The organism is Filimonas lacunae, assembly GCF_002355595.1.
In the GTDB taxonomy this organism is placed as follows: Bacteria; Bacteroidota; Bacteroidia; order Chitinophagales; family Chitinophagaceae; genus Filimonas; species Filimonas lacunae.
In genome coordinates this window covers 111,777-127,201 of record NZ_AP017422.1, presented here as the reverse complement: position 1 = coordinate 127,201, position 15,425 = coordinate 111,777, and the positions used below count along the sequence as shown (strand labels likewise).

Annotated in this window: 8 protein-coding genes; 1 reads left to right on the top strand and 7 read right to left on the bottom strand. The window is 47.4% G+C overall.

The features are described 5' to 3' along the window. From FLA_RS00465 to FLA_RS00445, 5 genes are read right to left on the bottom strand one after another with little or no spacing between them, the layout of a single operon-like run. Positions 1–1,197, bottom strand: a complete 1,197-nt coding sequence (locus FLA_RS00465; protein WP_076379502.1) for a glycosyltransferase — start codon at positions 1,195–1,197, stop codon at positions 1–3. A 14-nt stretch (positions 1,198–1,211) separates the two neighbouring features. Next, complete coding sequence (locus FLA_RS00460; protein WP_076379503.1) at positions 1,212–1,973, bottom strand: alpha/beta fold hydrolase; 762 nt, start codon at positions 1,971–1,973, stop codon at positions 1,212–1,214. Next, positions 1,964–2,260: a phosphopantetheine-binding protein gene (locus FLA_RS00455; protein WP_076379504.1), complete on the bottom strand. Its 297-nt coding sequence runs from the start codon at positions 2,258–2,260 to the stop codon at positions 1,964–1,966. The genes FLA_RS00460 and FLA_RS00455 overlap by 10 nt, the downstream gene beginning before the upstream one ends. Then, positions 2,248–6,516 (bottom strand): type I polyketide synthase, encoded by a 4,269-nt coding sequence (locus tag FLA_RS00450; protein WP_076379505.1) that lies wholly within the window; start codon positions 6,514–6,516, stop codon positions 2,248–2,250. The genes FLA_RS00455 and FLA_RS00450 overlap by 13 nt, the downstream gene beginning before the upstream one ends. Before the next feature lie 34 nt (positions 6,517–6,550). After that, positions 6,551–13,558: a type I polyketide synthase gene (locus tag FLA_RS00445; RefSeq protein WP_076379506.1), complete on the bottom strand. Its 7,008-nt coding sequence runs from the start codon at positions 13,556–13,558 to the stop codon at positions 6,551–6,553. A 315-nt stretch (positions 13,559–13,873) separates the two neighbouring features. Here FLA_RS00445 and FLA_RS00440 point away from each other — a divergent pair, with 315 nt between their 5' ends. Next, positions 13,874–14,176 carry a hypothetical protein gene (locus FLA_RS00440; protein WP_076379507.1) on the top strand — a complete coding sequence of 101 codons (303 nt, stop codon included), beginning with the start codon at positions 13,874–13,876 and terminating at the stop codon, positions 14,174–14,176. Here FLA_RS00440 and FLA_RS00435 read toward each other — a convergent pair. Then, the gene (locus tag FLA_RS00435; RefSeq protein ID WP_076379508.1) at positions 14,160–14,567 is read right to left on the bottom strand and encodes a ribosomal maturation YjgA family protein; all 408 of its coding nucleotides are present in this window, start codon (positions 14,565–14,567) and stop codon (positions 14,160–14,162) included. The two genes, FLA_RS00440 and FLA_RS00435, sit on opposite strands and share 17 nt — an antisense overlap. Beyond that, entirely contained in the window at positions 14,530–15,420 is an 891-nt protein-coding gene (locus FLA_RS00430; protein WP_076379509.1) for a PfkB family carbohydrate kinase, read from the bottom strand. The genes FLA_RS00435 and FLA_RS00430 overlap by 38 nt, the downstream gene beginning before the upstream one ends. Between the last annotated feature and the right edge of the window lie 5 nt (positions 15,421–15,425).

Genomic DNA, 15,425 nt, shown 5'->3' with positions numbered 1-15,425 from the left:
TTATTGATATTCTACACTGGTTAATAATCCTTCCAGCAAACGCACAGCACGACCTGTACCACCTGCCTGTTCAAAAGAAGCTTTTATCTCCCCCGCATGCTCTTTATAGCTTTTATCCTGTATTACCTGCCATACTGCTTCTTTAATATGTGCAGCCTTGCATCTTTTGTAATTCAACCGAACACCCGCATTCACCTGCACCACTCTGCCTGCCACATACGACTGATCATAAGCAATAGGCACCACCACTAATGGTAGCCCCTGCATCAATGTTTCACAAACCGTATTATGGCCTGCATGACACAACACGGCGCTCATATAAGGCAACAAGTCCAGCTGCGGCACTCTTTTCTGCACTATAAAGTTATCCGGCCACTGTTCCAGCAAATCCGGATCGCTTACCAACACCACTGTGATGGTTTCGTTCCGGAAGGCTTCTGCCACTTTTGTAAAGAAGTCTTTTTTATAGGCATGATCAAACGTAGTACCTATAGAAATTAATAAACGGGGCCGCTCTTTATAGGCCAGCAACTGCTCCCACGGAAAGTCAATATCCATATGCCGCGCTGCCAGCACAGGCCCCGTAAAACGGTACCAATCCGGCAATACCATTTCTCCAAAAAATGCGCGGGAAGTAAACACCAGCGTCAAACGCTCCGAACAGGCTATCAGTTTATCCTCCTGTACACCCAGCTCTTTTTGCAGGGCTATTATCTGGTCAGCTTCCCATTGGTGTACCATAGGTAAATCTTCCTGCATTTTTATAGCAGCAGGTGCCGTTACAGAGGTAGCATAACAAATGCCTTTATTATAAGCAGCAATGGCCCCGGCAAACAACTGGTGATCGTTAATCACCACATCCGGCTGGTAACGCTCTAACCAGTCTATAATGCCATCATACATATAACGGTTCAGCGGAATCAATACTTCCTCATACAAAAATTTCACGCTTTCTATACCGTATACATTTTTGCGGGTAATAATATCCAGGTACTCCTGCCCCTGCTTTTTCATTTCATCACTGCTATCATATTGTATCAACAATAACTGCCCACCGGGTGGCAACTGCTGTTGCAGTTTTTCATCCAGGCTTATCCATGCCACTTCATGCCCATATTGCAGCAATACTGTCCCTACACTTATAGTAGGGTTAATGTGCCCGGTTAAGGGTGGCACTACAAATGCATACTTGGCCATTACTATTGAAGGTTTCAGTTATCAAAAAAAGCAGTTAACGCATTACCTATTACCAGCGGCTGTTGCAAAGGCACATTATGATCGCCCTCTATCAGCAGCATGCTTGCATGCTTTATCATCTGATGCAGCTTTTCACCGGCAGCTACGCAGTTCGATTGCCTGCCATATAGCAGCAGTGTAGTATGCCCAATAGCATCCACACCACCTGCTGTAAAAAAAGCATGCTCAGCCTGCATATCCGCCCGTATAGTGGTTTCATTAAACAAAAACTCATACATACGATGGTTCTTCTCCAGCTGCCGCTTTCCCATTTTCATAATGGCATTGTCGGTAAAGGTGTTTACATAATGCACCAGAAAATCTTTGCTGTATGTTTCAATCACCTTCAACGCTTCTTTATCAGCCGGGTCTGGCCCTTCTATTACACCCAGCTTTTGAATACACTGCGGGTATAGCATCGCCATTTTTAAAGCCACCAATCCACCAAAGCTATATCCTACCAGGTGCGCCGATGTAATATCCAGTGCCTTCATCAATGCCAGTAAATCATCTGCCATCGCCTGTAAATCATAACCGGCAGTAACACGGCTGCTCATACCATGCCCTTTCATGTCATACATTACCACGCGGTAGCGTTGCGCCAGTAGCGGGGCGATATTAAAATAATACACAGCCAGGTTGCTAAACATGCCATGAATCAATATCACCGTTTCCTTTCCGGTTTCATTCAACTGCTGGTAATGAACAGAAGTGTTGTTAATAGCTACTACAGGCATGATTCAATGTATGCAGTGATATGCCCCAATTTTAAAGCAATCAGCTGATCCAGGTCCATGCCCGATAACCAGCCGGTAAAATCTACCCGCACACCAAAATGCAGCTTCACCTTTTCCGAGAAGGCTACAATTTCAATACTATCCATTTCCAGGTCTTTGGTAAATGAACTTTCATTGTTGATAACAAGATCTTCGGCAAACTCTTCCCCAATTACTTCTACAATAAATTGGGTTAACACTGCCAGAATTTCTTTACGGTCTGGTTTGGTTTGTACTAAGCTGTCCATCCTATTATGTAATTTTTATGTTTAATAGTTATAATCCAGGTATCGTTTATTTTCAGGTCTTCTCCACGCAAGGCGGTTATTTCGTAAGCCTTCGGGTTTCCCATCAACCCTTTGCCTAAATACTTCCCGTAAGCTTCTTTAGCCACCCATCCCCGGGTTATCCATTCCGCTTCGTCTTTACCGGCCAGCAGTCGCTGCTCCATTTCCGTAAACACCATACTCTTAAACCCTTCTCCCCGCACACTGATCTCTTCAATATCCACTCCCACCGATGTATCATAACGCGCCACGGCCACTGCTTCTGTTTTTTTATGCGCCAGCGAAATTTGTATGCCTTTAGCCAGCATTCCTTCTACCAGCGGCCTGCCTTGTACATCCGATTTTATTTCCAGTTCAATAGGGTAACATAACTCCTTCGCAGTATTGCGCAGTAAAGCCCGCACCGCATCCTTCACCGCCACGCGACTTATCAGCCATTCCTTCTTTTGTGTTACGGGTAAGGCATGATAATGCGCTTTCTCCTGCTGATTAAAATAGCGTTTCAGAATAAAGTCCCACGATACCACGCGGTTATACGCCTGGTTAAACCAGAACACACCGGGTGCTACCTCTTCTGCCAGTTGATTTTGCAAGGGAGACACAGACACATTCCACAGGCGATCATCCAGCTCCAGCCTCCTGTTCTGCCATCCTTTCAATATCGCCCATACTTTGCCTGCTCTTTTTAAACAGATGTTAGCAGTGGCAAATTCATCCGTTATTTCTGTAAGCGTGCAGATGCATTCAAAGCTGCCTGCCTGATCATGTACATCCGCACTAAATGCAATCGAATCTATTTTTACCGGAAAGGCCACACGGTCTTTCTCTAAGGTCAGCTGCAGCCATAAACCAAACAGCTGCCCGGCATTGTCCAGCAGCGATCCTTTACCACTGCTGCCTGTTATCCTGCCTGAAATACCTTTGCTCCCTACAGCTGTTACCTGTTCTATGCCCTGGTAAGCAGGGCCATGAAACATATGCTGTTCATATATCTGCGCAGGCGTTACCGATATGGGCAACAACTCCCCTACTGTAAAATCCAGCGATTCAACCGCCGCAAACGTATTGCCTGTTTGCACCTGTGCCTGTGCATATTTTTCCATGTTCAACGCCACGGTATCGGCTGTTGTCCAATCTCCTTTAATCACTTCCTTAAAAGGGGATGCTACATTCATCCACTGAAACACTTTCATGTTGCGCACTACCTGCACCACCCGGCCTTGTGCCTGTTCCAATGCCGCTTCTGCAAACAACTCTATCATCATGGTCATAGGAATAACCGGGTCCATATCTGCCGCACAATGCCAGCCTGGCTTTTGCTTTACCAATGCGTGATCTATCAGGTAAGGATGGCTGGTTAACGAAACAGCCAGTTCTTTTTCAAAAGCCCGTTGCACTGGCTGAGCGGTAGCAGGAGCTGCAGCACGGCCATATAAAACATCCAGCACTTCTTCCTGTGCCGTTATCATATCCTGCATGTTCTCCAGGTAACTTTTCACCAGTGCATCATCTGCCTGCGCCAGTTTAGCCGGCTTCGCCCAAAATACCGGCGCATCTGCAAAGTGAGCGCCACTGAGTTTACTGAATTCTTTTACAAAAGGAGATCCTAACTGGAGCTTCACGGGAGTAGCCCCCGCCCCCCTGGTATGGTTTGCAACGCCCATAAACGACAGATCCACTTTACCCCCTTCGGCAAACAAAGCCGCCAGCACACGCTGTAACTGACTCAGTCCCGACCGCACCGCCACATTGGCCGATACAGCACTATAGGCGCTATGCTTTACATTCAGGGTGTCATCCACAAAGCCCGTAAGTCCACCAGAACCCGCCTGTATAAACAATCGTACTCCATCCTGGTACAGTGTATCAATCAATTGCCTGAACAACACCGGCTGTAACAGGTGCCGCACATTTAATTCTTTTATTTCTTCTGATGTGGCAGGGTATTGCTTCAAAGTGGTGGCCGACCATAAAGGCACCCGGGCGCTATTAAAGCGCACCATATCCATACCCTGCATCAAAAAAGGAATTTTATCCTGTAAAAAAGGAGAATGAAAACCAGACCGGAAAGGCAGCACCTGGTGAAATATCTGCTTTTCTCTTAACAATACCATCAGCTGCTCCAGCGCAGTATCGGTACCGCATAGTATCACCTGCTGCGGGCAGTTATCTATAGAAAGATGAATATCCTGTATACCTTCCATCCATGCCGACACTTTATCCCAACCACATCCCACTACCAAAAACCCCGCATGCTTTACTTCAAACTGTTCAGGCTGCAACTTTGTAAGCAATTCCGCAATAGAAGCTTCGTCCGAAATGCCTGCGGCTCTGGCAGCCAGCCACTCACCTAAACTATGACCGGCATACACATCAGCCTGCACACCCAGCTTTTCTAATGCCTGGTGCAATACCTTGCTTTTCTCCAGCAATTGCAATGAAGCACTTAACACCCCTTCTCCTGCATCCACCACAGCACCGGCAGTATCTCCATTGTTAAAATAACTGGTAATAGTAGCGTACTCTCCACCTGCCAGCCCATCCAGTCCCGGAAACAGCAAAGCCACTTTACCACCGGTTTCCACCAGTCCCTCATTCGAAAACCAGATATCCTGCTTATTACGCCAGGGCTTATTTCTCCCCACTATTTTAACAGCCTGTTTCCTGCGCGCAGGCGTAGGGTTAAACAAAGCAATACGCCAACGGCCTTCCCCCACTTCTGTACTTTCATCTTCCAATGCTTTTATCAGCATTTCCGGCGTATGCCTGGCCAGCAACAGCACTTCATCCTTTACAGGCGCTGCTACCCTGCTTATTACTGTTGTTCGCACACGCGGCGCATCCTGCAATACCACATGTGCATTAATACCACCAAAGCCAAAAGCATTTACGCCTGCATACCGTGGCTTATCTTCTGTATGCCAGTCAGCCCCCTCCTGCACCGGCCTGAACCGTGTTTCCTGCATCAGTGGCAACGGCTCCTCACAATGCAACGTAGGCGGTAACTTACCCGTATGCAAGGCCATCGCTGTTTTTATTAACCCTGCAATGCCCGCAGCTGGCATCGCATGCCCTATCATTGACTTCACCGATCCTATCCCCACGTAAGGCAGCTGCCCTGCACCACCAAACACCTGTAACAGTGTTTCCAATTCTGTTTTATCTCCCAATGGTGTACCCGTTCCATGTGCTTCCAGGTAACCTATTTCATTTCTATCAACACCAGCCCGTTCCCAGGCCTGCATAATGGCTTTTGCCTGTCCTTTTACCGAAGGACTCATCACACTGGCAGCAGCACCATCACTGGCCACTCCCACCCCTTTAATCACTGCATATATTCTGTCATCATCCCGCATGGCATCTTCCAGCCGCTTCAACACTACAAAGCCACACCCTTCCCCAATCAGCAACCCATCTGCTTTGCTGTCAAAGGGGCGTATCTGCTCTCTACGTGACAAAGCTCCCAGTTGTGTAAATATGCTCCAGAAAGGAGCGTTCTGGCATACATGCACTCCCCCGGCAATAACCATATCCAGCCGGCCGTTGGTTAACTCCTGCACAGCATGGTCTACTGCTATTAACGAACTGGCGCATGCTGCATCTACGGTATAGGCCGCGCCCCCCAGGTTTAGCCGGTTGGCCACCAGCGAAGCCACCAGGTTAGGAATAAGCCCCATAGCTGTATCCGCCCCAAACCGGCCTTTCTTTACCTGGAATTCTTTCTTCACCTTGTGAATCTCTTCGGGCTGCAAATGCGGTAAAACACTTTGTAACAGATGGGCCAGCTGCTCTCCCGTGCGTACAATTTCAATAGCACGTGTAGCACCGGGCCCCGTATAGTTGCCTTTACCCAGTATAATACCGGCACGTTCCAGCAAAGCAGTTTTATCCAATGCATTGGCATCGGCCAATGCCTGTTTGGCAAGGCTCAGCGTAAGCAAATGCTCCGGCTCAATGCCTTCTACAGCCACCGGCAGTATTCCAAAACTTAAAGGATCAAATTCAGCATAATCATCAATAAATCCGCCACGACGGCAGTAAAAGCGGTCGGGCGCTGTTGCCGCAGCATCAAAGTATACAGCATCCAGCCTGTTGGCAGGTGCCTGTTGTATAGCATCTACCTTATGAAGTATATTATTCCAGAAAGCAGGTATGTTCACAGCACCCGGAAATACGCCCGACATACCTATAATAGCCACGTCTGTTTGCCTGGTCATGTTATTGCAATTAATAAGAAAGGAATAGCAGCGCTTACGCCATTATCAGCACCTGGTTTTCTACACCATACTTCACCTCATCCATAAACATTTCCATACCCTCTGCTAAAGGAATCATAGATATGCCACGGCGTTCATATTCTTTTTCCAGTGTAGGTGTAACCATGCCGGTGCCTTTCCACGGCCCCCAGTTAATCACTGTTACCTTTCCTTTTAACTTACGCTTTAACTGTTTGGCATATTTATCCATCACACTGTTGGCAGCCGCATAATCCGTTTGACCTTTATTGCCATATACCGAGGCCACGCTCGAAAACAGTATCACAAACTGCACATCGGGTTGCAACTGCTCAGCAAGCACTCGCACAGGCGTTACCTTGGTAGCAAACACCCTTTCAAACGACTCAGTGGTTTTGTGGTTAAACAGTTTATCTTCCAGCAAGCCTGCTCCATGCACCACCCCATCCAGCCGGCCATATTGTGTATATACCTGCTGAATAAAGCTGCCCAGTTGCGCTTCATCCCGTATATCTAAAGCATGATAGGCTACAGTGCTACCATTGTTTTCCAGGGCGGAAACAGTGGCATGCACCTGGTTTTGTTTATATATTACCTGGGCACGCTTTTCAATTTCAGCAGGCGTGCTGCCCAGGCCATGTTGTAAAAGGTATTTCTTTATCTCTTCTTTTGTTTTCAAAGCATACAGCTTCGCATCCTGCGCGCCGGGCTGATAAGGCGAGCGGCCTACCAATATAAAATGACAAGGAAACTCGGATGAAAAACGCACCATCAACTCTGCCGTAATGCCCTGCGCACCACCCAGCACCAACACTACCGACTCTTTGTTCAAGGTAATGCCAGCCACCTCACCGGCTGCATAGCTGGCCGATACCGGTTCATATGTTTTTCTCTCTCCCTGTTCATAAATAACATCCGCCGCGGCATCTGTATGTAAAATTTCTTCCAGTGTAATAGCAGCTACTTTACTCGCCGGCAATGGCGTAGCAATGCTTACGTGGCGACACCTGGTATGCTCCCATTCCTTATCCAGGCTTTTTAAAAAGCCCGTATATCCTTGTATGTTCCGCAGCACGGTTATATCAGATACCTCGTCCAGGCCTGTGCCCATATCAGAAACGGCATACACCCATTTCATCTTTTGCGGATCCACCTTTTTAAACATGGCAAAAGCATCCAGTATGCCCGGCTTTTGCAGCGAAGCAAAAGTGTCCAGTATAATCAACCCCTGGTAACCTTCCAGCGATTCTATGGTTTTAGGAATAATATCCACTACCGCACCATGTGCTTCAAATAACTGCTTCACACAAGGCGCTATTAACCCTCCGTCTTCCGTTACCGCAAAGCGCTTACCTGTTAGCTCCTGTGGATTATTTACCGTTAAAGCAGCAGGGATCAGTTCAAAACGAAACCGCGCCAGCTGCACCACAGGGCGTGGCTTATGTGATTTCGCAGCAGTTTCCACCACCACTTCCTGCACCATTGTATTGGCAGCAATCCAACTCATTAAACCCTGTAACGACTTAATAGCGGCCAGCTGTTCCATCACCGCATCTTCATCGGCAGCTTGTGCAAAACTACCCAGGCGGTTTTTCAGCTCACCAATAATTTCCATGCGTTTGATAGAATCAATGCTCAGGTCTGCTTCCAGGTCCATTTCCATGCCCAGCATTTCCTGAGGATATCCTGTTTTATCACTTACTATCTGTAACAACAAAGCACAAAGCTCCTGCTCCGAACGCACAGCAGGCTGCACACCCGTTGCCACTGCTGTAATACCAGGCACCGCCACAGGCAGCGTAGTTGTTACCGCATGCGCTTGTATCCAGTTTACCAACGCACTTAATGTTTTTAAACCTGCCAGCTGTTCCAGCATAGCATCATCACCTCCATTGTTTCCACCAAACCCACCCAAACGCACTTTCAACTCACCTATAATTTCCATGCGTTTAATGGAGTCAATGCTCAGATCTGCTTCCAGGTCCATTTCCATACCCAGCATTTCCTGCGGATAACCTGTTTTATCACTCACCACATGCATCAACACACTTTGCACATCTAACGTAATAGCCACTGCCGGCGCAGCCACAACAGGCGCTGCCCCTTTAGCAGATACAGCCGCTACTGATGTGCCTGGTATACCTACAGGTTCTGATGACACTTTGCTATCTCTGCGGTTAACAGCAGCCATTCCATTAGCAGGCGGTTGTTGCCCCAGGTAGCCTAGTAACACATCACGTTGCGCCTGCACCAGCAACTTCACATTATCCAGGTAATCTTGTATCAACTGCTCTGTATGTGCATTGCCCGTAACAACGGGTACCGGCGTTTCTGTTGTTAACGCTAAAGGAGTAATAATAGGCATAGCCCCGTGCGCTGGCAAGCTACCCGTAACAGGCCGCGCCATCTGCCCGTTCACCAGCCAAACAGTGGGTTTTCGTTTATACTGGTCGCCATCTTCCAGGTTCAACAGCACGGCACCTCTGCCTTCAAACAATGCATCCATCAACACCTCTCTGCCACTGGCCATATATTTAGCCAGCACTGTTAGCAGGTGCGTAACACCATACGCTTCTTTATCTTCTGTATGTAATAACAATTGTTCCTTATCCCCGTTGATGGCTTTCACCAAACCGGTTAACACTTTACCCGGCCCCACTTCTATAAACAACCGTGCGCCATTGTCGTACATAGCACGTACCTGTTCCGAAAAGCGCACCGGCTTCACCAGATGCTCGGCCAGTCTTTGTTTCACCGCAGCAGGCGCAACAGGATATAATGCTGCCGTAGTGTTGCTCCATACCGGCATAGCCAATTCATTAAAGGTTACATCTTTAATAGCCGCTGTATACAATGCAGCTGATTTTTCCAGTAGAGGACTATGAAAAGCACAGGCCACTTCCAGTTGCCGGAAAGATATTTTCAATTCTCTCAGCTTCTCCTGTAACTGGGTCATCACTGCCGTTTTACCAGCCAGCACCCATTGCAGTGGTGAGTTATGATTTACCGCATATACTTCTTTGTTCGCTTCCAGTATAGCCGCCAGTTCTTCTTCACCACAACTAACCGCAACCATCACTCCTTTATCTTCTCCTACCGCATCCAGTATTGCTTTGGCCCTTTGCTCACTTAATGGTATCAGTTGCGCCGCATCAAATGCACCGGCAAAACATAAAGCCGGCAATTCTCCATAACTATGCCCTGCCACCATATCAGGTGCTATACCCAATTGGCGCAACAAGGTAGCTATAGCCAAATCTACTACACCCAATAAAGGCTGGGCCAGCCGTGTATCTTTCATTTGTTCCTGCTGTGCTTTCAGCAGGTTGTTATCAAATACCGCGTCAGGAAAAAGCACCTGTTGATAAGCAGGCTTATCTGCCAGCAACCGGCGCATAGCCGGGAACATCACAAACAGGTCGCGCGCCATGTTAATACGCTGGCTGCCCTGCCCTGCAAACAGAAAGGCAACTTTGCCTTCCAGCTTTTTAGTAATGTATATACCCTGTGTTTCTACTCCCGATCCGGCCAGGTTCATTTTCAGCAACAGATCTTCTGTGCTTTCCGCTACAATAGTTATCTGCACAGGATGCTGGTTATACAAGCGCCAGGCGCTGTAAGCAATATCCCGTAACCGCAGCGTATCGTTATTTTCCAGCATAGCTCTCACTATACCCAGGCGCTCTCTGGCTTCTTCATAGGTATCCCCTCTAAACACAACCAGCTCACAAGGCCATGCAGCCGCTATAGGCTCAGCCGCTTCTTTACCATTATCATTGGTAATTACCGCATGAAAATTCGTTCCCCCAAAACCAAATGCGCTGACACCCGCAATACGGTTAGCTTCTGTCCAGATGCCTGCGGTAGTATGAAAAGCAAACGGACTCGTTTGCCTGTTATAATAACTGTTAGGCGTTTGCAGATGAATGGTAGGTGGTTTTACACCATGATACACGGCTAGTGCGGCCTTAATCAATCCCGCCATACCTGCTGCACACTTCGTATGTCCAATCTGCGTTTTTACAGATCCCAGGTGTGTTTGTGCAGGCAACGCACCGGCATTTAATAACAGATCCGTTAAGGCACTCAGTTCTGTTTTATCACCCACCACGGTGCCAGTGCCATGTGCTTCTACCAGGCCTACCATAGCAGGCGAAATACCCGCCTGTTCATAAGCCCTTACCAATGCTTTTTGCTGGCCCGATTTACGTGGTGCAGTCAGCCCCAGACTTTTACCATCGCTTGATCCGCCTACCCCTTTTATTACGGCATATATTTTATCACCATCCTGTACCGCAGCTTCATATTTTTTCAACACCACCAGTGCCACACCTTCACCTAATGCAATGCCATCAGCACCTGCATCAAAGGTGCTGCAACGGCCTTTGCGCGAAAGGGCATGCGTACTGGAAAACATCAGGTAATCGTTAATACCGTTGTGCAGGTCGGCCCCGCCGGCTATCACCATATCTGATTTTTCCAGCAGCAATTCCTGGCAGGCCAGATCTATAGCTGCAATCGAAGAAGCACAGGCCGCATCTACGGTGTAGTTACGTCCACCCAGGTTTAACCGGTTGGTAATACGACCCGATATAACGTTAGCCAATATACCCGGGAAAGAATCTTCTGTAAGCTTAGGCAACGCTTCATCCAGCGCCGCAGGTATATGGCCGAAAATTTGTGTAAACAAGGAGCGGAAGCAGTAGTTGTTAGCCAGATCGTTACCCCCTTCTGCTCCAATGATAACAGAAACATTTTCCCTCCCTTCATTACTGTTACCATAACCCGCATCATCCAATGCCTGTTTGGCCACCAGTAAACTTAACAACTGTGTAGGATCAATAGCAGCCAACGATTGTGGCGGTATACCAAATGCCACCGGATCAAAATCAATATCCGGTATAAAGCCACCCCATTTAGAATGCGACTTGCTGCCATCCTGCACATCCGGGTTATAATATAAGGCTTTGTTCCAGCGCTCATCCGGCACTTCGGTAACGCTGTCTTTTCCTGTAATAATATTGCGCCAGAACTCTTCTATATTCTTCGCGCCAGGATAGATACAGGCCATACCTATAATAGCAACATCTAATGCTTTTTTAGTACGCTCCGGCAAATCATATAAAGTAGCCTGTTGCAGATAAGTATTGTTTTCTACCGCCACATGGGTATGCAAAGCAGCCAGTGTAGTAATTTCCCTGCGTAAAGCAGCCACCTGGCCTATCATATACATGCCTGTTTGCAACTGTTCCTCTGTAGCAATGTTCACCAACGCATCGCCCTGCCTTTCTATTCCTTTGGCAGCAATACGCAGCCTGCCTACATTCAGTTTTTCCAGCTGCTCCCATATCAGTTTCTTATCTGTACCTGCCTGTTGCAACCGCAGTTTCTCTGTTTCAAAATAAGCAGCAAAAGGTGAGGCCAGGCAACGTGTTTCATGCCCGGGCGCTGTTTCCAGCAATATGGTTTCCTGGTGCTGCATTGCCTGTTGCTGAAACTGTTCCAGTATAGCACCGGTAGCCACCGCTTCTTCTGTATACAAGTAAGCCGTGCCCATTAACACACCCACCTTTACACCCCGTGCAGCCAATGGAGCCGCCATTACTGCAATGCAGGCAGCAGATAAAGCGTCGTGTATGCCACCGGCAAACAACACACTAAAAGCTGTTGCATTCTCTTCCTGCAATAAACGATGTATCTGTTTCTCCCAAAGCACCAGGCTGGATAAAGGCCCTACATGTCCGCCACACTCCCTGCCTTCAAACACAAAGCGTTTACCGCCATCTTTAATAAACATATCCAGCAAAGCAGCAGAAGGTACATGTAAGAATGTTTTGATCCCTATCTCTTCCAGCGGTTTTGCCTGTGAGGGTCTGCCACCTGCTATTAACACCACAGGCGGTTTTTCTTCTTTAATATAAGCCAGCTGCTCCTCACGCAGTTCGGGTGGCGCAAAACCCAGTATACCTACCCCCCAGGTATGATGGCCCGCCAGTTGTTTGGTTTCCCGTATCAACGCATGCGCTTTCTCGCCTTTCAATAGCGATAAGGCCACAAAAGGCAAAGCTCCTGCCTGCGCCACTGCCGCCGCAAAAGCAGGCACATCACTTACACGCGTCATAGGCCCCTGTGCAATAGGAAAAGTAATATTCAAATCTTTACAAAACGCATTTCCCGCAGTCACCACTTCCAATGCACGGGCCTGCTTCAAATGCCCGCGCACGGCTTCATGTATGGCATATATAAACCGGCTTAGCTGTTGGTATTGTGTAAACACATCTATAGCAATGGCCACATCCTGCCCCAGTGGCAGCAAGCCGGCTTGTAACGAAAGCGTATCCAGGTATGGCTCCAGCGCAGCCTGTGTGGCATCTTCTGCTATAGCAGGCGAGTCGGGACGCACCAATACTCTAAAGCCATCTACCACACGTGTTTCGCTACCCGCCAGCTTTTCACAGGCCTGTTTAATTTCTTTGGGCGCACTGCACTCAGCAAACAGTACCAGCTGACTATCCGCTACCACACCGGTAGCGCCGCCCGCTGCCAGGGCTGCAGAAGTATGCACTCCCACCCCGCCCTGTACCCATAGTTCAATATTTTTTATTTCTTTTACTGCCTGCTGTAACAGTATAAAAGAAGAAGTATCACTTACTTTACCACCCGCTTCATTTCCTTTCAATACCAGACCACCGGCACCATCCGCCACAGCTGCCTTTGCCTGCGCTATACTACCTACCTGGTAATACACCTGCACACCCGGCCACTTTTGCGCCCGGCATCCATAAGGCAACACTACTAGCTGCACCTGCTCAGGCAAGGGCATATCACATAAATCATCCGTAGCAAAGCAAACACCAAAGCCTGCCGTGCAACGCTGGCTCATTTGCCGCAGTGCCTCCTGCGCCTGTTGCCTGTTACGGCCCATATGAATGACGGAAAATGCACCGGCAGCTTGTAAAGCCAGCGCTAAGCGCACATCAGGCTTCTCAAAAGGGGTAATGCCAACGACTTTAATTGTGTTCATGGGGTGTTACTTGAATAGATTAAAAAAGCAAATAGTTTAGCAAGCAGTCGCTAGTATTAGAAAAAATTAACAAGTAGTAATTTTTAGTAAAAAAAGAGAATTTCAGGCACTCCAGCCTGTTCATTTTGTTCATTATAGTCTGTTCTATGAACAAAAACATTCCGTTAAGCCAATGTTACCACATAAAAGAAGTGTATATGGTAACAGATATAACACATCTGCTACCATATACACTTATAACAAAGTTTAATATGTTTTAAAGGGGCAACAACCATCCACCAGCAGTAACTTTAATGCCTAAACTCCGTTCCTGCTATGGCGGTACCCAATAAATCTCCGCATATCCTTAATACCAGCACTAACCTGCTGGGGTTTTGCTTAATTGTACTTACCTCTATTAAGGTAGCACGCTTTAACCATGCCACATTAATAGATGACAGTACCGGAGTAGCCTCTTTGCTATTAATGGCCAGCTGCCTGTTGTCTTTTTTATCTATGCGTTCTGAAAAAGAGAAGAAAAGTAAAACCCTGGAGTCTGTGGCAGACTATTGTTTTTTGCTTGCATTGATATGCGTAAGCATTACTATTATACTGGTGTCGTTTAACCTGCTGAAGTAGTGCGGTTGTTAACGATTTTTTCTATCCATACCACCAGCAATATGCCCAGGGTGTAGGCCAGTATATCGCTCCAGGCAAAAGCCGTTCCTATAATAATGCGGGCCATGCTGTTATTTTCCAGCCCCAACACTTTTACAATGTTCAGGTATTGCAGCACTTCTACTACATAAGAAAATAACAGCACGCCCACAGCCAATGGTTTCACAGGCATTTGTATAAAACTCTGCACCAGGCAGTATAATAATATCACTACTAAAAAGTCGCCCACATAAGGCCGCACAAAAGCATCATGTACATATTTACCAATGTACACTTCTGTTAAAAATAACAGCACTGTTAATAACAGGTATGTTTTAGATAACCGGAATCTGCTTTTCAGCTTTTGCTGCATGTGCTAAAACTTCGTCTTTAGTTCCGGTAAAGGGTCCGGAGGTGGCTATGTTAATGCTGGCCATAGAAGCGGCAAACTCACCGGCTTCCTGTATAGTGGCCCCTTTGGCGCGTTTGTATAAATAACCCGCCATATACGTATCACCGCAACCTGTGGCATCAATTACAGCCGTAGGTACATAAGCGGGAATAATATGATAAGTAGTACCGTCGTACACCACCGAGCCCTGGCTTCCTAATGTAATCACCACTTCTTTCACACCCCAGTCAAACAGTTTCTGAGCCCCTTCCTTCACATCGGTGCAACCGGTCAATACCGCCATTTCGTGGTCGTTGGCTTTTAAAATAGATACATATTTCAGGCCTTCCTGTTTCTCGGCCCAGTCTACTGCCAGTACTTCTTCATTCTCCACTTTACGCAGGTAGCCCTGCGCATCCAGCGACACCTTTCCTTTGGCCGCCAGCGCCTTAATTACGTCAATAGAAATATCATCTGCCAGTAAAACGCCCAGGTGAAAAATACCCGCATCTACCGAGGTAACCTGCTCAGCCGTAAAAGGATCGGCTTTTTGCAGTACCCGCTGTGTGCGATGGTCCTGGTTTTCGGAATATTTGTTCTCGAAATAAACGGTGTGGGTGCTGGGAAATACTTTTACCTCAATACCATTTCCCCGTAAAATCTCCACTTCTTTCATCTGCGCCTCGGCCAGCGCAGTTACCAAAGAATACTTTACATCCATGTTCCTGATAGCGTTGGAGAAATAAAAAGAGGTTCCCCCCGCCATATGAACTACTGATTTAACCGTAACTACCTTGTCTAATGTAATATGTCCAATACAACAAATCTCGTACATGCCCC